The organism is Bradyrhizobium sp. 41S5 (genome assembly GCF_011516665.3).
GTDB lineage: Bacteria > Pseudomonadota > Alphaproteobacteria > Rhizobiales > Xanthobacteraceae > Bradyrhizobium > Bradyrhizobium quebecense.
In genome coordinates, this window is the sequence record NZ_CP083721.1 from 6,358,544 (window position 1) to 6,379,278 (window position 20,735).

Below are 20,735 nucleotides of genomic sequence, written 5' to 3' on the forward strand. Positions count from 1 at the left end.
AGGATCAACCGAGCAATGTGTCACATCCGCGCAGGCGGCATTTTTCTGGCAGTTTTGCTCTGCCTGCTCACCGTGCGCATGACGGAGGCGCTAGCACAATCCTCGGCAAGTATTGAACAAAATTTTGCGAACTCACTAACGGCGGTGCCATCGGAAGGCCTCACGGCCTCCGGTGCATTCTACGTGCCGGTGTATTCCAGCGTGTCGATGAGCCAGGGCAAGCTCAGGGCCGATTTCTCAGTGACGCTGAGCGTGCACAACGCCTCGGAGACGAGGCCCCTGGTGCTGAAGCGGATCGCTTATTTTGACACATCAGGCAAGATGGTGGAGAGCTACCTCAAATCGCCGGTTGCGCTAAAACCGTTTGCGACCGTCGAGGTCTCAATCGCCACGACCGATACCCGCGGCGGCACCGGCGCGAATTTCGTGGTCGATTGGGCGGCCGCCGGCGAGATCGCGGAACCGGCAGTCGAGGCATTGATGGTCGGCAGCGTCGGCGCCGGGCACTATGCCTTCATCAGCCATGGTCGCCCGATCCGGCTGATCGGCAAGAACTGACTTCATGGAAGGCCCTTTGCCACGGGCCTTCTCAACGACAACAACACGGAGCGAAACGTCCATGTCCACCTCAGCCCAGTTCGACTTTGCACCGCTTCTTCCGGCCGGCCTGCCTGCGCCGGCCGCGCGGTGGACCGGGCTCGCCAAATACAGCTTCGTCGGCGGCAACAACGATCCCGACCAGGTCCCGGTCGACGGGCTGATCGAGGCGGTCAATGCCGTGCTGAAGCGCGAGGGCAGGAGTCTCGCGACCTACAACCTCGCGCACGGGCCGCAGGGCTATCTGCCGTTGCGCCAGTTCCTCACCGAGAAGCTGAAGCGCGATGCCGGCATTGCCTGCACGCCGGACGAGATCATGATCGTCTCCGGTTCGCTGCAGGCGCTTGACCTCGTCAATCACACGCTGCTCGCCAAGGGCGATACGGTGCTGATCGAGCAGGAGACCTATCAGGGCTCGCTGAACCGGCTGACCCGGCTCGGCGTCAACGCGGTCGGCATTCCCCTCGATGGCGACGGCATCCGGATCGATGCGCTGGCCGCAGCGCTCGCCGATCACAAGCGGCGCGGCATCATGCCGAAATACATCTACACCATTCCGACCGTGCAGAACCCGACCGGCTCGATCCTCCCCGAGAGCCGTCGCGCCGAGATGCTGAAGCTGTCCAGAGAATACGGCGTGCCGATCTTCGAGGACGATTGCTATGCCGATCTGATCTGGAACGGCGAACGGCCGCCCGCGATCTATGCCATGAGCCAGCATGGCGGCGTGATCCATATCGGCTCGTTCTCGAAGTCGATCGCACCGGCGCTGCGGGTCGGTTTCATCGTCGCGCCCTGGGAAATCATGTCGCGGATGCTGCCGCTGAAGACCGACGCCGGCTCCGGCGCGCTGGAGCAGATGGTGCTCTCGGAATATTGCGCGCCGCATTTTGCGACCCACGTGCCGCGGCTGACCAAGGGCCTGCGCGCCAAGCTCGACACGCTGATGGAGGCGCTGAACGAGCAGTTCGGCACCGCGGCCGAATTCGAGCTGCCCAAGGGCGGCATCTTCCTCTGGGTCAAGCTGCCCGACAATGTCGACACCATGAAGCTCTATCAGGCGGCGCTCGCCGCCGGCGTCTCGATCAATCCGGGGCCGGAATGGTCGACCAGCAAGGCGCATTCCGCCAGCCGGCTCCGCCTCTGCTTCGCCAGCCCCTCGCACGAGCAGATCCGCGAGGGCGTCGCGGTGCTGGCCGAGGTGTGTCGCAAGGAATTCGGCGTGCCGGCGCGCAGCAGTAATGTGGAGAAGCGCGGCTAGCGATCCGCATTCGCCGTCTCACGCGGTCAGGTGAAATTCCACATGCACCTGGCCGCTGCCGCTCGACGGAAAATAATCGCAGAGCTGCTCGGCTGCGCCATGAAAATCGTACCAGCCGAGCGCGGCAAACAGCATGATGGTATCGGCCATGCCGCCCTCGCCGTTACACCGCACGGCGTAATCGGGGAGCATGTCGAGGAACTCCCGGTAACGGCGCTGCTGCCACAGCTCGAGCACACGCAGATCGACCTGGCGGTTGAATTCGCTGGCTATTGATGTCCAGGCGTCGGGGCCAAGCTTCTTGTTCGGCAATAACCGATGCGACAGCGATCCGCTGGCCAGCAGCGCGACCCGCTCGCCGGACCGCGCGATCGCACGGCGGGTCGCTTCGCCGAGCAGCCGGCTCTCCTCCATCGACGTGAACAGCGGCGACGCAACCGAGACGACCTTGGCCCAGCCATCTTCGTTCAGGTAGTGCATCGGGACGATGGTGCCGTATTCAAGACCGAGGCTTTCGACCCGGTGCGCCATTACATTGAGACCATCGCTCTCCGCCTCGCTCGCAATCGCTTCCGCAAGCACGGTATTTCCCGGCCAATCGTAGCGCAGATCCTTGATCATCTGCGGCGCCTCGTGGCTCGTGAATGAGCCGCCGTGCCGGGCATTGGCGTTGATGTGGTAGCCGAAATTGGACAGCCAATGCGTATCGAACACCACGAAGGTCGACACGCCGCGTTCCCTGGCGCGCCGGCCGAGCTCATGTAATGCGGCGACCGCGCCGGCCCGCGCATCGTGCAGCGGGTGATCGGGGCGTTCCGACAGCATCAGGGACGGTACGTGGCTGACCTTGGCAGCAAGAACGAGTTCACCCATCGGCGTGATCTTCCCCTACCCGGTCAGGCCGCCTTGGCGGCGTCGCTGCGGAACGCGTTCAAAATGCGCAGCAGCAGCAAGATTGAGACGTTGCCCTTGCCCGCTTCGATGAGAGCAATGTAGCGCTGCGACACGCCGGATCGGCGGGCCAGTTCGCGACGTGTCATGCCGATATTCGCGCGCGCCCCGCGCATGGCCTCGCCCAGTTGCCGCAGGAAGTCGCTTTCGGAAAACGACGTACCACCAGGCCCGGAAGAACGTGCCGATCGGTCTATGGAGGAACGATTTCCAGTCACGACGTGCCCCTTATGATTGCTCATCATCGACGAGCGGGATTTCCTGTCCTTGACGCGGATCAATGACAGGAAACCGGCGGGGCCTGCCGCTTATCGCACCGAAAACGGCGCCTGATAGGGCCGGCCGAACGGCACGCCGTTGACCACGGTCTGCACCGGCTTCAGCTGCAGATTGCCGTCGCGCTTGTTGTTGCGGGTGTCGACGAAGGTGACCGGGCCTTCGATGAGGTCCATGATCGCGACATCGCCGGGGGCCCCACGCTGCAGCGTGCCGATCTTCGGGGTGCGGTTGATGATCCGCGCCGGCACCGAGGTCGCCATCGCCACCACCTGATCCAGCGAGGAGCCCATCGCCAGGAACTTGCTCATCACGTTGGGCAGGAACGGGATGCCGGGCGAATTGCCGGAGAAGACGTGGATGTCGGACGAGATCGTATCGGGCGTGCAGCCGGCGGGGATGGCGATCTCGGCCACCGTGAAATCGAAGCTGCCGCCGCCATGGCCGACGTCGAACAGCACGCCGCGCTGCTTGGCCGCGAGCGCCGCCGGCAGCAGCTTGCCGTCCTGCACGATGTTGGTGAAGGCGCCCGACATGTTCGGCGCGCCGGAATAGGCGTGGGTGAGGATATCGCCCGGACGCAGCAGGTCGAGGATGTCGGACATCAACTCCCTGGTCTCGACGCCGCCGATATGCACCATCATCCGCGCCGGCCAGCCGCACATCTCGCAGGCCTGGATGCCGCGCTTCAGCGGCTCGACGCCGTGCTTGAAGATGACGTTCTCCGACATCCGCACCTTGACCCCGATCAGGAAGTCAGGGTTCTCGGCGAGCGCCATGGCGCAGGCTTCGACCTGGGCGTTGTCGATGTTGTAGAGCTCGGCCACCGGAAAGGCCGACAGGCCGTTGTTGGCGATATGGACGAAGGCATAGATCCGCGTCCGCGACTGCGCGACGATGAAGCGCCGCAGCGCCGCGAGATTGTTGACGCCGGCATCGCCGGCCGAGACGACCGTCGTGGTGCCCTGGAACTGCACCAGCTCGTCGGCGGGAATGCCGATTGCCGAGCCGTAGGGATAGACGTGGCAGTGCAGATCGACGAGGCCCGGCATCACAAGCTTGCCCGATGCGTCGATGGTCTTGGCGGCGCGCGCGGCCGGGATCTCGTCCTCGATCGCCTCGATCAGGCCCCAGCGGATGCCGATGTCGCGCTTGCCGCGCAACGATTGGCTCGGATCGATCACGTCGCCGCTCTTGATGACGAGGTCGAATTTGTCGTCCGGCCCCATCGCCGCAGCGGCCGGCCCTGCGATGACCGCAGCAGCGGCCGATCCCGTACCTCTCAAAAAATCCCGGCGTGAAAATTCACTCACGGCAACGTCCCCCCGAACATTGATTGTTATGGCGCGATGATGCTTCGGACGCCGGGGTTAGGCAAGGCCGTCGAAAGAGGCTGTAACGCTCACGCACCGGTTGTGCAGCGAACGCGCGGCGAGCGTTGCGCTGGGACCGTTGCTGAACAGGTGTTCAGAAAACTCCTCTGGTTCCAGAGGAACGTTTCGATGCCTGCACGGTTTCCTCCCCGCATCATTGAGGAGGATGAAATGAAGAAGATTGGTTTTGTTTTTGCGGCGATTGGTACGCTTGCTGTGGCCGTTCCGTCGATCGCGAGCGCCGAGACCGTCGTGATAAAGCGCGGTCATCACCACTGGGATCGTGGCTGGGGCTCGCGGGCCGAGATGCGCCATGACCATGGCTGGCATCGCGGCTGGCATCACGACCATGATCGCGCGATGGTCATCAGGCGGGACCGCTATTAAGCGCCGAGACATACGATAGACCGACACAACGGAAAATGGCTCCTCGCGGAGCCATTTTCTTGTTCTGCGTCCTTATCGGGTCCTCGCAGGACTCAGTCCCACGCCGGAGCAAAACCCGGATTCACGCAGCGCATGTCCTTGCGCAGCGCAGCGATCGCCTTGCGGTCGTCGTCGTCGAGCTTGACCTTCAGCGCGTCGAGATTGGCCTTTTGGCTCTCGGCACGCGAGGCTTTCGGGATCGCCGCAACGCCGTCCTGGTCGAGCAGCCATTTCAGCGCCGCCTGCGCTGCGGTCGCATCATGCTTGCTGCCGATTTTCGCCAGCGTCTCGTCGGTCGCGAAACGGCCCTGGGCCAGGGGGCAATACGCCACGAGCGGGATCGATTTCGCGGCGAGATATTTCCGCACCGGCGTCTGGTCCAGCATCGCATGATATTCGATCTGGTTGCAGGCGATCGGTGCCTTGATGTCCTCGACCACGGTCTTGAGCAGCGCGGTGGTGAAATTGGCGACGCCGATCGCGCGGGTGCGGCCTTCCTCCTTCAGCTTCATCAGCGTCTCGAAGACAGCCGGCAGCTTCATGCTCCGCGATGGCCAGTGCACCAGATAGAGGTCGACGTAATCAAGGCGCAGCTTCTTCAGGCTGGCGTCGAACGCTTTCCGGATCGCATCCGGCGCCAAATTCTCATGCCAGACCTTCGTGGTCACATGCAGGTCCTTGCGCGCGACCTTCGCATCCGCGATCGCGGCCCCGATCGCCTCCTCATTGCCGTACATCTCGGCGGTGTCGATATGCCGGTAACCGAGCCCGAGCGCGCTCTCGACCGCCGCGCGGCAGGCATCACCCTGCATGCGGAAGGTGCCGAGCCCGAGCTGCGGCAGGCTGATGCCCTGTGTCTGCAGATTGTCCATGGATAGCTCCTGACGCGTGGGACGCCGATATCATCGGCGACGTCACGCCAGCAAATCGTCTGAAAGGAATGAAATTGGCAGAACTGCCGGCACGCAGTCTGCCTGCAAACCGGCGCTGCGGGCAAGGCGCCCGCAATCAAGATGTCGCGACGAATCCGCGCTTGACGCGTTTTCCTCACGCGAACCGGAACCCCACTTCGCTCGAAAACGCTATGGGTTCTAGATGTGTTGCGCCATGATCTGGCCGGGCCGCGCGTCCGGCCGCGGCTCGATATCGACCGACCAGAGATCGTGGTTGTCGACGTCCTTCAGTGTCACTCTCATCACGCCGGTCCTGCCGTCGATGTCGACGCGGCCGAAGAATTGCAGGCCGAAGCACGGCGCGAGATTGTCATCCTGCTCGGCCGAGCAGCCCTTCTGGTACATCGCCTTGGGGCCAAAGGTGTTGTCGAGCTCGCCCGGCGACCAGGTTCCGGCATGCAACGGACCGGAGACGAACTCCCAGAACGGCTCGAACTCCTGGAACACGGCGTGGTTCGGATCATAATGATGCGCGGCGGTGTAGTGCATGTCGGCGGTGAGCCACACCGTGTTGCGGATGCCGGCGCGCTTCATGAAGGACAGGAGATCGGCGATCTCGTGCTCGCGCCGCTCCGGCGGCCCGTCGCCGAGCGCGACGGCGTCCAGGCTGACGAGGCCGATCGGCAGATCCGCCGCGATCACCTTCCAAATAGCATCCGACGCCACCAGCTCCCGCTTCAGCCAGGCGAGCTGGTTCTCGCCGAGGATGAACGCCTGGTCCGGATCGCCTTGCTTGTTCCAGCTGGAATCGCGGTAGGAGCGCATGTCGATGATGAAGACGTCGAGCAGCGGCCCGTAGGCGATCTTGCGATAGACCCGTCCGTCGCGCTCCGGCATCAGCCGCATCGGCATGAATTCATGGAAGGCGCGGCGCGCCCGCGCCACCAGGCGCGAGGTACCGTCCGCGTCATAGCCGGTTGCGTCGGCGGTGCCGATTGGCGACCAGTCGTCGGCCACCTCGTGGTCGTCCCACTGCGCGAACATCGGCACCTCGGCATGGAAGGCGCGGAAATTCTCGTCGAGCCAGTTGTATTTGTAGTTGCCGCGAAACTCCTCGAGGCTGCGCGCGACGACCGATTTCTCCTCGGTGACGATGTTGCGCCAGATCTCGCCGTTGGGCAGCGTCTGTTCCGACGGCACCGTGCAATCCGCATAGATGTGGTCGCCGGAATGGATGAAGAAATCCGGGCGCTCGTTCAGCATGGTGCGATAGCTGCGAAGGCCGCCGCGCGAGGGGTCGATGCCCCAGCCCTGCCCGACCACGTCGCCGGACCAGATGAACGAGACTGAGCGGCGGTCGACTGGTGCGGTGCGGAAATGCCCAATGCGGCTCTCGCCGGCGATGCCGCCGCGATCCTCGAAGCGGATACGGTAAAACAGGTCCTGTCCCGGCGGCAGGCCATCGAGCAGCAGTTTTGCGGTGAAGTCGCGCTCGGGCAGCGCGTCGGCGGACGCGCGGCGCAGGACGGTGGCAAAACTCTCGACCGCGGCGCATTCGATCTGCATCCGCGCGGCGCGATCGGCGCGGGCCCAGATCACAGCGGAGTCGCTGGCGACGTCGCCAGACTGGATGCCCGCGATCGCAGGGCGATCCGCCGCACGGCTCAGATATGGTTTTGCCAGCGCGCCCAATCCCGCCAGCGCGGCCGTCGACGCCGAGCGCACTAGAAGCTGACGCCTTGTGAGGCCTCGCCCCCTCGCGGAGATCGCTGTCGCCATCGAATAACCTTCGTCGAATCGCAACGAAGGTTTTGCCTGCGCCGTTTGACTCCGCCCTTACGGTTTCTTGACTCTCCGCCGACGGTTTTGCGACGGCGGGATGACTCGGCGGAGAGATGGAGATATGAACGGTGTCGTCAGGCGCCAAGCGCGCAAACGCCGAACCCGTCATCCTGAGGGCAAGCGGAGCGAGCCTCGAAGGATGAATCGGCCCGGCTGCGAGATCGGGCCGATTCATCCTTCGAGACGGCCGTTTCGCGGCCTCCTCAGGATGACGGGTTTGGTATTGGTACGAACGCGCGCGCGAGTTCGCGTGAGACCGCCGAACTGCCCTCACCGCTGCCAGTTGCAGATGCCGCCAGTGCGGCACGGCCAGGTCTGGATCCTGGTGTCGCGGGCTTCCGCGTCGAGCGGATTCGAATGGCGCCGTGCCAGCTTGGCACGGGCGGGAACCTGCGCCACTGCGCGCTTGCGTTCATGCGGTGCCGACACCCTGGTCGTCCGCACAGCCTTCTGAGGCTCGACTTTCGGCTGCTCGACATTCGGTTCGACATTGGCGTGCTGATCAGGTCCGTGGTCGGTCTTCGCCTCGACCGGAACCGGCTCGAACTGCGCCGGCGGGCCAAGCGGCTTCGGCGACAGCACGGCCCGCGCTAGGTCGAGACTGAGGAACTCGCTTGGGCGGTAGTCGTCAGCCAACGCCACGCCACCCAACGCCAGGTACGCGGTGCAAACAGTTGCAACAAAAGCGCTTTTCAGGACCATCAAAGGGCCTCCTGAAATCACTCGAACAGAACAGCCATCATGTAGGAAGCCGGCCGCGCGAATCCAGCCGCGGCTCGCGGGCAGGGTTACCGGTCAACCAAGGCGGCCCTGGAAAGTTCCGCTGCCTGCCGCCTCAAGCCCCGTTCCGATGGTATCGGAACGGGGTTCCAGGTTGTTGTTTTGACGCGTTTTCTTCACGAGAACCGGTAGCCGAAAACGCTTGAGCCTATTCGGCCGCCTGCGCCAACGGCTGGCCGATCGCACGCTCCAGCCGCGCGCATTCGGTGCGGTAGCGGGCGACGTTGCCTTCCTTGATGTGGCCGTAGCCGCGCACGAGGTCCGCGGCCTTCGCCAGCGCCACCAGGCGCGGCAGGTCGAGCGGCGTCTTGCCGTCGAGGTGACGCAGGATCATCGCCGAATAATCGACCGGCAGCGTGCGCTCCATCTTGCGCTCGGCGGTGTAGCCGAAGATGTCGAATGCGGTGCCGCGCAGGCCCTTCAGCCCCGCCAGCAGGCCGAACGCCTTGAAGATCCACGGGCCGAATTCGCGCTTCTGCAATCGCCCGGTGACGGGATCGCGCTGCGCCAGCAGCGGCGGCGCCAGCAAGACCTTCAAGCCGGAATTGCCCTCGAACTGCTCCTTCAGCGCCTTGCTGAACTCGCCGTCCGAATAGAGCCGCGCGACTTCATATTCGTCCTTGTAGGCCATCAGCTTGAACAGGCCCTTTGCAAAGGCCTCGGTCAGGTCCTGCGAGCCCGGCGCTGCCGCAGCCTCGGCGGAGCGGACGCGCGCGACGTCGTCGAGATAGCGCTTCGCGTAGCCCGCGTCCTGATAGTCGGTGAGGAATTTGGCGCGGAACGCGATCGCCTCATCGAGCGTCTTCTTCGCCGGTGCGGCCCCTGCGCTCTTGAAGCGCGCGGCGCTGACAACGCGCTGCAGATCATGCGCGGCGAGCCGGCCCCATGAGAACGCGGTCTTGTTCATCTCGATCGCGGCGCCGTTGAGCTCGATCGCCTTCAGGATGGCCTCGAGCGACAGCGGGATCGCGCCACGCTGGAACGCGAAGCCGAGCATGAAGGCGTTGGTCGCGATGCTGTCGCCCATCAGCGCGGTGGCAAGCCCGGTGGCATCCAGGATGTCGAGATCATCAGGTCTCACCGCGCCGTTCAGCGCATCGCGCATCGAGCTGGCCTCGAAATCGATATCGGGATCGATCACGAAGCTCGCGGTCGGCAGCAGGTCGGCATTGACGACGGCGCGAGTGACGCCGCGCTCGGCGCGGCTCAGCGCCGGCACGCTGGTGGCGACGACGAGATCGCAGCCGAGGATCAGATTGGCATTGCCGGGCGCGATGCGAACCGTGGTCAGCATGTCGGACGCGGGCGCCAGCCGGACATGGCTCATGACCGCGCCGTTCTTCTGCGACAGGCCGGTGAAGTCGAGCGTCGAGCAGGCGAGCCCCTCGACATGGGCGGCCATGCCGAGCAGCGCACCGATAGTGATGACGCCGGTGCCGCCGATGCCGGTGATCAGGATGTTGTAGGGGCCAGTCAGCGCGGCGGCGGGCGGCGCCGGCAGGTCCGCGAACAGCGCCTTCGGATCGGCGGCGGTGCGATCAGCCTTGCGCAGCTTGGGATCCTGCACCATCACGAAGCTCGGGCAAAAGCCCTCGATGCAGGAGAAATCCTTATTGCAGTTCGACTGGTCGATGCGGCGCTTGCGGCCGAACTCGGTCTCCAGCGGCTGCACCGAGACGCAGTTCGAGGCCACCGAGCAGTCGCCGCAGCCTTCGCAGACGCGCTCATTGATGAAGACGCGCTTGGCCGGATCGGGAAACAGCCCGCGCTTGCGGCGGCGGCGCTTCTCGGCAGCGCAGGTCTGGTCGTAGATCAGGACGGTGAGGCCCTCGATCTCGCGCAAGGTGCGCTGCACGGCATCGAGCTCGCGGCGATGATGGATGGTGGCGCCGGACGGGAAGTAATTGGCGGGATATTTGTCGGGATCGTCGGAGACGATCGCGAGCCGCTTGGTGCCCTCGGCCGCGACCTGGTGCGCGATCTGCGCCACCGTGAAGCCGCCTTCGGCCGGCTGGCCGCCGGTCATCGCGACCGCGTCGTTATAGAGGATCTTGTAGGTGATGTTGACGCCGGCTGCGGCAGCGGCCCGCAAAGCTAAGAGACCGGAATGCGTGTAGGTGCCGTCGCCGAGATTCTGGAACACATGCTGTTCGCTGGTGAACGGCGCCTGCCCGATCCAGCTCACGCCTTCCGCACCCATATGCGAGATGGTCTGGGTGTTGCGGTTCGGTACCGACAGCGCCATGCCGTGACAGCCGATGCCCGCCATGGCGCGGCTGCCTTCGGGAATCTTGGTCGACGAGTTGTGCGGGCAGCCCGAGCAGAAATACGGCGTGCGCTGCAGCTTCGCGGTGCCCGTGCCCTCGACCGGGCGGTCGAACGCCTCCAGTTTTGCCAGCCGCTGCTCCAGCAGCGGGCTGCGGTGGCCGAGCCGGCGCAGCCGCGCGACGACGGCCGCTGCCACCATGGTCGGCGTCAGCTCGCCCTCGCTCGGCAGCAGCGGCGCGCCGCTCTCGTCGCGCTTGCCGACCACGGAGGGACGCTTGGAAGCGTCCATGTTGTAGAGGATACGAACCAGCTGGTCCTCGATGAAGCCGCGCTTCTCCTCGACGACAAGCACGTCCTGCAGGCCTTCGGCGAAGTCGCGCGCGCCGCGCGCTTCGAGCGGCCAGGTCAACGCCACCTTGTAGATCCGCAAGCCCAGCGCCTGGGCGTCGGTATCGGTGATGCCGAGATCGGCGAGCGCCTGGCGCAGATCGAGATAGGCCTTGCCGGTGGCCATGATGCCGAGCCGTGCCGGCTTCGAATCCAGCACGATGCGGTCGAACCGGTTGGCGCGGGTGAAGGCTGCGACCGCCTCCATCTTGGGCCCGTGCAGCCTGCGCTCTGCCTCCAGCGGCGGATCCGGCCAGCGGATCGAGAGGCCGCCCGGCGGCATCTCGAAATCATCGGGCATGATGATCTTGATGCGATCGGGGTCGCTGACGATCGAAGCCGAGCTTTCCACCGTCTCCGAGATCGCCTTGAAGCCGACCCAGCAGCCGGAATAGCGCGACAGCGCGAAGCCGAGGATGCCGAGGTCGAGATAGTCCTGCAGCGTCGCCGGATTGACCACCGGCATCAGCGCCGAGGCGAACACCTGCTCGCTCTGATGCGCCAGGGTGGAGGACTGGCAGCCATGGTCGTCGCCGGCGAGCGCGATCACGCCGCCATTCGGCGAGGTGCCGGCCGAATTGGCGTGCTTGAGCGCGTCGAGCGAACGGTCGACGCCGGGACCCTTGCCGTACCAGATGCCGAACACGCCATCGACCTTGGCGCCGGGGAACATGCCGACCTGCTGGCTGCCCCACACCGCGGTCGCCGCCAGATCCTCGTTGAGGCCGGGAACGAAGGCGATGTCATGCTCTCTAAGGAACGATTTTGCCCGCCACAGCGCGTGGTCGTACATGCCGAGCGGCGACCCGCGGTAACCGGAGATGAAACCCGCAGTGTTCAGCCCATGCGCGCGGTCGCGTTCGCGCTGCAACATCGGCAATCGGACCAGAGCCTGGGTACCGGAGAGGAAGATTCGTTTCGTATCCAACCGGTACTTGTCGTCCAGTCCAACTTCCATCAACGCCATCAGTTTCAGGCTCCCGCCGATCAGGTCACGCCGGTCCGAACCGGTCTCATTCGCTTGCCCATGATCATGCATCAGCATGCACTGATTTTGTTATGCATGAACAGCCCCGTTCCATGGCCGCAGCACATATCTCATGTTGCGCATGCGAGGCCTTGTTGCTCTACGAGGCTTGCCGAACCCCGACATCTTTGAAACGGTGGCGCGCGAAGGGAGACCAAGGATGATTAAAGTCGAATCCGCATTCACGACGGAAATCGTGGAGAACGGCAATCTGCTGGTAGGTCCCTGGCGCAGCCCGAAGCAGATGCTTCAGGCCCAGACCTACGACTCCCACGCCTCGATTCACGACGATGCAACCGCGCAGAAGCTCGGCTTCCGCGGCGGCACGATCGAGGGACCAACCCATTTCAGCCAGTTCGCGCCGCTGTGCGAGCGGATCTGGGGCCGGGCCTGGTTCATGACCGGGTGCCTGTCCGCGCATTACCGCAATCCGGTGTTTGAAGGCGAGGAGGTCCAAGCCCAGATCGAGAAGCCGAAGCCGGGCCAGACCGTTTGCACGATCGGGATGATCAAGCGTGACGGCACCGAGATCCTGCGCGGCACCGCCTCGATCGACGGTGACGGCGCCGAGACGGCGCTCGCCCACAGGCTTGGCGAATTGAAGCCGCTGACCGATCCCGTGATCCTCGCCGACATCAAGGTCGGCATGAAGACGCCGCGGCAGGCGATCAAGATGGATTTCGACCAGAACATGGGCGATCTCTATCCGTTCTCGCTCGCCGACAAGCTCAAGGTGATCACCGAGCCGTCGGATTATTATTCGCTGGAGTACAATCCCTGGGGCCGCGCCATCATCCCGATGGAGATGCTGAGCGTGCTGTTCCAGTACCGCGCGCGCGAGGACCGGCTGCCGGTCCGCGGCCCGGCAGTCGGGCTGTTCGCCGATCAGGAGATCCGGCTCGTGCGCGGGCCGCTGTTCCCGGGCGAGACCTATTGGGTCGAGCGCGAGGTCGTCGCGCTTTCGGGCAGCAAGCGCACCGAGAGCATGTGGGTCCGCTCGACCGTGTTCGATGCCGACAATGCGGTGGTCGCGACCATGCTGCTCAACGGCGCCAGCATGAAGGATTCCTACGCCAACTACGCCAGCGAGCACAAAGCCCTCTACGGCTGAAGCGACAGCCGCCTCCTCGCAAGCCGCCGAACCAAGGGCAACAACAATGGCCCGCCTGCCCTATCTCGAAGCCGACCAGGTCGCCCCCGAATATCGCGACATGCTCAAGCGCAACACCAACCTGCACAAGCTCTTGGTGAACTCGCCTGATATGGCGCGCGCCTTCAACGGCATCGGCGGCTACATCCGCTTCAAGAGCAAGCTCGCCCCGCGGCTGCGCGAGCTTGCGATCCTGCAGGTCGGCTGGCTCGAGAAGTCGGAATACGAGTTCACCCACCATGTGAAGATCGGCAAGGAGTTCGGCGTCACCGACGAGGACATCGAGGGCCTGATCGCCGAGACCTCTGGCAGGCCGTCGAAGCTCGAGCCGCTGGCGAAGGTGATCCTCAAGGGCGCCCGCGAGATGGTGCGCGAGCTCGCGATGTCGGATGCCACCTTCGCCGAGATCAAGCAGCATCTCTCCGACGAGCACATGACCGATCTGGTGCTGACGATCGCGTTCTACTGCGCCGTGGTGCGCGTGCTCGCCACCATGCAGATCGACAACGAACCAACCTACAAAGAGGTACTGCAGCAGTACCCGATCCCGGGAGTGAAGTGACATGCGCCTGCAAGATCGCGTCGCCATCGTCGTCGGAGCCGGCCAGAGCCCCGGCGAGGGCATCGGCAACGGCCGCGCCACCGCGCTGACCTTCGCGCGCGAAGGCGCCAAGGTGCTGTGCGTCGATCACAATTCGGCATCGGCGCAGGAAACCGTCGATATGATCGCGGCCAAGGGCGGCACCGCTGTCGCCTTCAAGGCTGACGTCACCAAGAATGCCGACATCAAGGCGATGGTGGCGGACGCGCATGGCCGCTGGGGCGGCGTCGATATCCTGCACAACAATGTCGGCGTCAGCCTCTCCGGCGGCGATGCCGAGCTGCTCGACATCACCGAGGAAGCGTTCGACCGCTGCGTGGCGATCAATCTGAAGAGCTGCATCCTCGCCGCCAAGCACGTGATCCCGATCATGCGCCAGCAGCAGCGCGGCTCCATCATCAACATCTCGTCGATGGCCGCGATCACGACCTATCCTTACGTCGCCTACAAGGCGACCAAAGCGGCAATGATCGCGTTCACCGAACAGCTCGCCTACCAGAATGCGCAATATGGCATTCGCGCCAACGTGATCCTGCCCGGATTGATGAACACGCCGATGGCGGTCGACACGCGTGCACGCGAATTCAGGAAAAGCCGCGCCGAGGTCGAGGCCGAGCGCGACAGCAAGGTGCCGCTGCGTCACAAGATGGGCACCGGCTGGGATGTCGCCAATGCCGCGCTGTTCCTCGCCTCGGACGAGGCCAATTTCGTCACCGGTGTGACGTTGCCGGTCGATGGCGGCGCCAGCGTGCGGCGCGGTTAACTCGGTTAATCCAGCTGATTAGCCCGGTTAATCGGGGTGATTAACCTGGTTAATCGAGACGATTAACCTGTGTGACGATGTGCGATTAATCACTGTGACGGTATCACGTGGCAATGCGCCACAATGATTCGAAAATCTTGAAGTATTCCAATGACACGGCGATGTGACGGCGTGTCCACATAAATCGAAATCCCGACTCGTTGTGGTCGCACCAAATTCATCTGCGCTCTGTATCTCCCGCGCAGAAATGGAGTGCTTGGACCAATGAGCGAAGAATTCGAACTCAGACTGGATCAGTGGGATGCGCTGAAAGCGTTGCGGGTTCCCGCGGCAAACCCTTCAAGGCTGAACCGGTTCGCTGTCGAAAGCCTGATCACGCTCGGTTATGTTGCGGTGCGAGGAGATTCGTTTGAACTCACGCCCGCGGGCCGCACGGTGCTGGTCCGCGGTTCGTCACAATTGCTGCTCGATATCGCAGCCTGAACTCCCAAACTGACATGAACGAGAGCTTCAGTTTTGATTCGATCAAACCCGAAGCTCTCGTTTGCTGTTTTGACGCGCTTTCTTCACGCGAACCGGTATCCACTTCGCTCGAAAACGCTCTGCACGCGCGGCATCATGCCGCGTGTGCTTTTCCGGGAATGGTCGCCTCACCGTGCTGCGTCAGCGGCTTCATGCCGGTGACGGTGCGCAGCAGCACATAGAACACCGGCGTCAGGAACAGGCCGAACACGGTGACGCCGATCATGCCGGAGAACACCGCGACGCCCATCGCGCGCCGCATCTCCGAGCCCGCGCCGGTCGACAGCACCAGCGGCAGCACGCCCATGATGAACGCCATCGACGTCATCAGGATCGGCCGCAGCCGCAGCCGGCTGGCCTCGATCGCAGCGCGGATCGGGGAGCGCCCGGCGAATTCGAGCTCGCGCGCGAATTCGACGATCAGGATGGCGTTCTTGGCCGACAATCCGACCAGCACGATCAGGCCGATCTGGGTGAAGACGTTGTTGTCGCCCTTCGACAGCCAGACGCCGAACATCGCGGCCAGCAGGCCCATCGGCACAATCATGATGATCGAGAGCGGCAGCGCCAGGCTCTCATAGAGCGCGGCGAGCACCAGGAACACCAGGAGGATCGCGAGCGGAAACACCCAGATTCCGGAATTGCCGGCGATGAACTCCTGATAGGTCAGGTCGGTCCATTCGAAGGCAAAGCCCGGCGGCAGCGTTTCGGCCGCAATCCGCGTCGCCGCCTCCTGCGCCTGGCCGGACGAAAAGCCCGGCGCCGCGGCGGCGTTGACGTCTGACGACAGGAAGCCGTTGTAGCGGATCGCGCGTTCCGGACCCGCGCTCTGGCGGACCTTCAGCAAGGCCGACAACGGCACCATGTCGCCCGAGGACGAGCGCACCTTCAACTGCCTGATGTCGTCGGCACGCGCACGGAACGGCGCGTCCGCCTGCACATAGACCGAATAAGTGCGGCCGAACTTGTTGAAGTCGTTGACGTAGTAGGAGCCGAGATAGATCTGCAGCGTGTTGAAGACCTCCGTGACCGGCACGCCGAGCTGCAACGCCTTGGTGCGGTCGATGTCGGCGAACAGCTGCGGGACGTTGACCTGGAAGCTCGAGAACACGCCGGCGATCTCCGGCGCCTTCTGCATCGCCGTCATGAACGCCTTGGTCACATCGTTCAGCGCCTCATAGCCGAGGCCGGCGCGGTCCTCGATCTGCAGCTTGAAGCCGCCGATGGTGCCGAGGCCGTTGACCGGCGGCGGCGGAAACATCGCGATGAAGGCATCCTGGATGCCGGCATATTTCTTGTTGAGCGCCGCCGCGATCGCCGGGCCGCTGAGCGACGGATCCTTGCGCTCGTCGAACGGCTTCAAGGTCGAGAACACGATCCCGGCGTTGGAGGAGTTGGTGAAGCCGGAGATCGACAGGCCGGGAAACGCCACCGAGCTTTCGACGCCCGGCTGGGTCAGCGCGATGTCGCTCATCTTGCGGATCACTTCCTCGGTACGGTCGAGCGTCGCGCCGTCGGGCAGCCGGGCAAAACCGACCAGATACTGCTTGTCCTGACCCGGCACGAATCCACCAGGCACCTGCTTGAACAGCACGCCGGTCAGGCCGATCAGCAGCACATAGAGGCCGATCACCACGGCCTTGCCATAGATCACCTTGGTGACGGTACGGCCGTAGTTCTCCGAGGACTTCGTGAAGACCTTGTTGAAGCCGCGGAAGAACCAGCCCAGCGACCTCTCCATGCCCCTGGTCAGCCAATCCTTCGGCTCGTCATGCCCCTTCAAGAGCAGCGCCGACAGTGCCGGCGACAGCGTCAGCGAATTGATCGCCGAGATCACGGTCGAGATCGCGATCGTCAGCGCGAACTGCTTGTAGAACTGTCCGGTGAGGCCGGAGATGAAGGCAAGCGGCACGAACACCGCGATCAGCACCAGCGCGATCGCGATGATCGGGCCGGACACTTCGCGCATCGCCTGGTTGGTGGCATCGCGCGGCGACAGGCCGGACTCGATGTTGCGCTCGACATTCTCGACCACGACGATGGCGTCGTCGACCACGATGCCGATCGCAAGCACCAGGCCGAACAGGCTGAGCGCGTTGATCGAGAAGCCGAACACATGCATCACCGCGAAGGTGCCGACGATCGACACCGGGACCGCGATCAACGGGATGATCGAGGCGCGCCAGGTCTGCAGGAACAGGATCACGACCAGCACAACGAGCGCGATCGCCTCGAGCAGCGTGTGGATGACCGCCTCGATCGAGGACCGCACGAACTGCGTCGGATCGTAGACGATCTGGTAGGACACGCCCTCCGGCATGTTCTTCTTGATCTCGGCCATCGTCGCGCGGACATGGTCGGAGATCTCCAGCGCGTTCGACCCCGGCGCCTGGAAGATCGGGATCGCGACCGCCTGCTTGTTGTCGAGCAGCGAGCGCAGGCCGTATTCGGAGGCGCCGAGCTCGATCCGGGCGACGTCGCGCAGCCGCACCACCTCGCCGTTCGAGCCGGTCTTCACTACGATGTCGCCGAACTGTTCCTCGGTCGACAGCCGTCCCTCCGCGTTGACTGAGAGCTGGAGGTCGAGGCCCTTGACGCTGGGCGAGGAGCCGACCACGCCGGCCGCGGCCTCGACGTTCTGCGCCTGGATCGCGCGCACGATGTCGCTTGCGGTCAGCGCATGTTCGGCGGCCTTCTGCGGATCGACCCAGACCCGCATCGAATAGTCGCCGGCGCCATAAAGCTGGACGTCGCCGACGCCGTCGATCCGCGCGAGCCGGTCCTTGACGTTGAGCACTGCGTAGTTGCGCAGATACGTCATGTCATAGCGGTTGTTCGGTGACAGCAGATGCACGACCATGGTGAGGTCGGGCGAGCTCTTCTTGGTGATGATGCCGAGCTGGCGCACCACGGCCGGCAGGCGCGGCTCGGCCTGCTGCACGCGGTTCTGCACCAGCTGGGTCGCCTTGTCGGGGTCGGTGCCGAGCCGGAAGGTCACCGTCAGCGTCATCGCGCCGTCGGTGGTCGCCTGGCTCGACATATAGAGCATACCCTCGACGCCGTTGATCTGCTCCTCGATCGGCGTCGCGACCGTCTCGGCGATCACCTTCGGATTGGCGCCGGGATAGGTCGCCCGCACCACGACCGACGGCGGCACCACATCAGGGTATTCCGAGATCGGCATCGCCAGCAGCGAGATCAGGCCGGCGAGGAAGATCAGGATCGACAGCACGCCGGCGAAGATCGGCCGGTCGATGAAGAATTTTGAGAGATTCATGGCTCCGCCCCCGCGTGCAGCGCCTAACGCTGCACGACGTGCTGGTTGGTTTCAGTGAATGCCTGCTGCGTGCCGCGGGCACCCATCTCGGCGACTTCCATCTTCAGAAGTGCACCGGGACGCACGCGCTGCAGGCCGTTGACGACGATGCGGTCGCCGGACTTCAGGCCCGCGGTGACGATCCGCAGGCCATCGACCGCGCCGCCGAGCGAGACGGAGCGGTACACGGCGCGGCTGTCGTCGCCGACCAGCATGACGAACTTCTTGTCCTGGTCGGTGCCGACGGCACGTTCGTCGATCAACACCAGCGTCTGCTGCTTGGGCTGGCCCATGCGCACGCGGGCAAACTGCCCCGGGATCAGCCGGCCGTCTTCGTTCTTGAACACGGCGCGGACGCGAATCGTGCCGCTCTGCCCGTTGACCTGGTTGTCGATCAGCTGGATGTGCCCCTTGGCGCTGAGGCCGCCCGACGTCACCATGTCGACCGGGATCTGATCGAGATTGCCGCGCTTGCCGGAGGCATCCGCGATCGAGTTCAGCGCGCGCAGCACGACCTCCTCATCAGCATCGAAGCTCGCATAGATCGGATTGACCGAGACCAGCGAGGTCAGGACCGGCGAAGATGTCCCAGCCGCGACGAGATTGCCGACCGTGACCTCGATCCTGCCGACCCGGCCGTCGACCGGTGCGCGGACCTCGGTGTAGTCGAGATTGAGCTTTGCAGTCTGCAGCGCGGCTTCGGCGGCCTTGACGTTGGCGATCGCCTCGCGATTGGTGTTGTCGCGCTGGTCGAAATCGCGCTTGGTCACGATGTTGTTGCCGACCAGTTGCGCACCGCGCTCGACCTCGTTTGCGGCAAAGACCGCGCGGGCCTTCGCGGCCTCGAGCTGGGCCTGGGCCCGGTCGACCTCGGCCGCGTAAGGCGCGGGATCGATCTTGAACAGGATGTCGCCGGCCTTCACCAGCGCGCCCTCGGTGAAATTGGTCGCCAGGATCGCGCCCGCCACCCGCGGCCGAAGCTGGACGCGGTCGACGGCCTCGAGCCGGCCCGAGAAGTCATCGAACAGGGTGGTCGGCCGGGGCTGGATCACGGCCACAGTCACCGGCACCGCCGGTTCAGGGGCGGCGGCCGCGGTCGCCTGCGCAGCGTGGAAATAATGGCCGGTCGCGATCGAACCGGCCACCGCGAGGGCGCCGAGGATCACGACACCGCCGACGACGCGTCGGAAACGGCCGGAACGGGCATTTTGGGTTGACGAGGGCATTCACGCGCTCCAGATATCTGTAGTGTTCACTACAGATGTGGAGCTGGACGCCGGTGCGCAAGATACTTATGTATCGAGCACTATGAATTTATTATCTCATTCGTGCGGAAATGGGAAGTCGCGGAAAAACATCACGTGCAACAAGAGGATAAGTCAGGGACAATCCGTCACAGAAACGGCACCCGGCTTACGGAGCAACAAAAATGGGAATGGGACGCCCCCGCGCCTTTGACGCGGACGCCGCTTTGGACCGGGCCATGGACGTGTTCTGGCGCCACGGTTACGAGGGCACCACGATCGCGCAGCTCACCGAGGCGATGAATATCAATCCGCCGAGCCTCTACGCCGCCTTTGGCAGCAAGGAGGGCCTGCTGAAGGCCGCGCTCGACCGCTACTCCGAAAAGCGCGACGCCTGGATGGAGAAGGTCCTGGGCGCTTCCACCGCCCGAGAGGTCGCCGAACGATTTCTGATGGAGCACGCGGACGCCCAGACCGATCCCGCCAACCCGCCCGGCTGTCTGCTGGTCCAGGGCGGCCTAGCCTGCGGCACCGGCTCGGAAAACGTTCCATTCGAACTGGCGGCGCGCCGTACCCACACCGAAGACCAGTTGCGAGAGCGCTTTGTCCGCGCCAAGGCCGAACGCGATTTGGGCGAAAGCGCCGATCCGGTCACGCTTGCCCGTTATCTCTCCGCGGTCACATCGGGCATGTGCGTGATGGCCTCCTCGGGCGCCGACCGCAACGCGCTGCGCGAGATCGCGGCGGTCTCGCTGAAGGCGTTCGATGAGCAGGCGAAGGCCTGAGCTGTTCCGCGGTAATTTCGGCACAGCCGTTGGAACTCGCCTCGCCCCGCTTGCGTGGCGCTGGCGCGCGAGTCGCAAAATTTCTGAATATCAGAAATATACCCCATGAGTTGCCCGACGTGTCAAGTTGCCGTGTCGAACGCGGGCCGCCGCCGGCTCCTTTGCATGGGGTTGTTTTCGATGTTTCGGCGGCGCGCACCCGCGGCTGACCGCTCGCTCACCCCCCACGCCTCCAAGAGCGAGCTTCGCCCGTCTCGACGCTGCCAGAGCGGG

General features: G+C 64.3%; 17 protein-coding genes. 8 read left to right on the forward strand and 9 right to left on the reverse strand.

What is annotated here, in order from left to right; translation table 11 throughout:
• The first annotated feature begins 15 nt into the window (after window positions 1–15).
• Complete coding sequence (locus HAP47_RS30545; protein WP_371821680.1) at window positions 16–558, forward strand: DUF3124 domain-containing protein; 543 nt, start codon at window positions 16–18, stop codon at window positions 556–558.
• A 61-nt stretch (window positions 559–619) separates the two neighbouring features.
• Window positions 620–1,858, forward strand: coding sequence for an aminotransferase-like domain-containing protein (locus HAP47_RS30550; protein WP_173641387.1), 1,239 nt, complete (start codon window positions 620–622; stop codon window positions 1,856–1,858).
• 18 nt (window positions 1,859–1,876) lie between these two features.
• On the opposite strand, the gene hpaD is transcribed toward HAP47_RS30550, so the two are convergent.
• Genes hpaD through HAP47_RS30565 form a run of 3 tightly spaced genes read right to left on the reverse strand, consistent with a single transcriptional unit; the run spans window position 1,877 to window position 4,398 of the window.
• The gene (hpaD, locus tag HAP47_RS30555; RefSeq protein ID WP_173641386.1) at window positions 1,877–2,731 is read right to left on the reverse strand and encodes a 3,4-dihydroxyphenylacetate 2,3-dioxygenase; all 855 of its coding nucleotides are present in this window, start codon (window positions 2,729–2,731) and stop codon (window positions 1,877–1,879) included.
• A 23-nt stretch (window positions 2,732–2,754) separates the two neighbouring features.
• Window positions 2,755–3,090, reverse strand: a complete 336-nt coding sequence (locus tag HAP47_RS30560) for a helix-turn-helix domain-containing protein (RefSeq protein ID WP_231168473.1) — start codon at window positions 3,088–3,090, stop codon at window positions 2,755–2,757.
• A 27-nt stretch (window positions 3,091–3,117) separates the two neighbouring features.
• Entirely contained in the window at window positions 3,118–4,398 is a 1,281-nt protein-coding gene (locus HAP47_RS30565; protein WP_173641385.1) for an amidohydrolase family protein, read from the reverse strand.
• Between the two features lie 231 nt (window positions 4,399–4,629).
• On the opposite strand from HAP47_RS30565, the gene HAP47_RS30570 reads away from it, so the two are divergent.
• A complete protein-coding gene (locus HAP47_RS30570; RefSeq protein ID WP_173641384.1) occupies window positions 4,630–4,845 on the forward strand; it encodes a hypothetical protein in 216 nt (71 codons plus the stop codon).
• Between the two features lie 92 nt (window positions 4,846–4,937).
• Here the strand turns inward: HAP47_RS30570 and HAP47_RS30575 are convergent, their stop codons facing one another.
• From HAP47_RS30575 to HAP47_RS30590, 4 genes are all read right to left on the reverse strand, one after another.
• Window positions 4,938–5,756, reverse strand: coding sequence for an aldo/keto reductase (locus HAP47_RS30575; RefSeq protein ID WP_173641383.1), 819 nt, complete (start codon window positions 5,754–5,756; stop codon window positions 4,938–4,940).
• Between the two features lie 219 nt (window positions 5,757–5,975).
• Window positions 5,976–7,556 (reverse strand): alkaline phosphatase D family protein, encoded by a 1,581-nt coding sequence (locus HAP47_RS30580; protein WP_173641382.1) that lies wholly within the window; start codon window positions 7,554–7,556, stop codon window positions 5,976–5,978.
• A 333-nt stretch (window positions 7,557–7,889) separates the two neighbouring features.
• Complete coding sequence (locus HAP47_RS30585; protein WP_173641381.1) at window positions 7,890–8,321, reverse strand: hypothetical protein; 432 nt, start codon at window positions 8,319–8,321, stop codon at window positions 7,890–7,892.
• Window positions 8,322–8,547: 226 nt separating this feature from the next.
• The gene (locus tag HAP47_RS30590) at window positions 8,548–12,021 is read right to left on the reverse strand and encodes an indolepyruvate ferredoxin oxidoreductase family protein (protein WP_173641380.1); all 3,474 of its coding nucleotides are present in this window, start codon (window positions 12,019–12,021) and stop codon (window positions 8,548–8,550) included.
• 220 nt (window positions 12,022–12,241) lie between these two features.
• On the opposite strand from HAP47_RS30590, the gene HAP47_RS30595 reads away from it, so the two are divergent.
• The 4 genes from HAP47_RS30595 to HAP47_RS30610 all read left to right on the forward strand — a co-directional run bounded on the left by HAP47_RS30595 (window position 12,242) and on the right by HAP47_RS30610 (window position 15,078).
• A complete protein-coding gene (locus tag HAP47_RS30595; RefSeq protein WP_173641379.1) occupies window positions 12,242–13,192 on the forward strand; it encodes a hypothetical protein in 951 nt (316 codons plus the stop codon).
• Between the two features lie 46 nt (window positions 13,193–13,238).
• Entirely contained in the window at window positions 13,239–13,793 is a 555-nt protein-coding gene (locus tag HAP47_RS30600; RefSeq protein WP_173641378.1) for a carboxymuconolactone decarboxylase family protein, read from the forward strand.
• A gap of 1 nt (window position 13,794) precedes the next feature.
• Window positions 13,795–14,595 carry an SDR family NAD(P)-dependent oxidoreductase gene (locus HAP47_RS30605; protein ID WP_173641377.1) on the forward strand — a complete coding sequence of 267 codons (801 nt, stop codon included), beginning with the start codon at window positions 13,795–13,797 and terminating at the stop codon, window positions 14,593–14,595.
• Window positions 14,596–14,859: 264 nt separating this feature from the next.
• Window positions 14,860–15,078: a hypothetical protein gene (locus HAP47_RS30610; RefSeq protein ID WP_173641376.1), complete on the forward strand. Its 219-nt coding sequence runs from the start codon at window positions 14,860–14,862 to the stop codon at window positions 15,076–15,078.
• A 133-nt stretch (window positions 15,079–15,211) separates the two neighbouring features.
• Here HAP47_RS30610 and HAP47_RS30615 read toward each other — a convergent pair whose 3' ends face one another.
• Window positions 15,212–18,394, reverse strand: coding sequence for an efflux RND transporter permease subunit (locus tag HAP47_RS30615; RefSeq protein ID WP_173641375.1), 3,183 nt, complete (start codon window positions 18,392–18,394; stop codon window positions 15,212–15,214).
• A gap of 23 nt (window positions 18,395–18,417) precedes the next feature.
• Window positions 18,418–19,659, reverse strand: a complete 1,242-nt coding sequence (locus tag HAP47_RS30620; protein ID WP_173641374.1) for an efflux RND transporter periplasmic adaptor subunit — start codon at window positions 19,657–19,659, stop codon at window positions 18,418–18,420.
• A 203-nt stretch (window positions 19,660–19,862) separates the two neighbouring features.
• Here HAP47_RS30620 and HAP47_RS30625 point away from each other — a divergent pair, with 203 nt between their 5' ends.
• A complete protein-coding gene (locus HAP47_RS30625; RefSeq protein WP_173641373.1) occupies window positions 19,863–20,462 on the forward strand; it encodes a TetR/AcrR family transcriptional regulator in 600 nt (199 codons plus the stop codon).
• Window positions 20,463–20,735 lie beyond the last annotated feature (273 nt).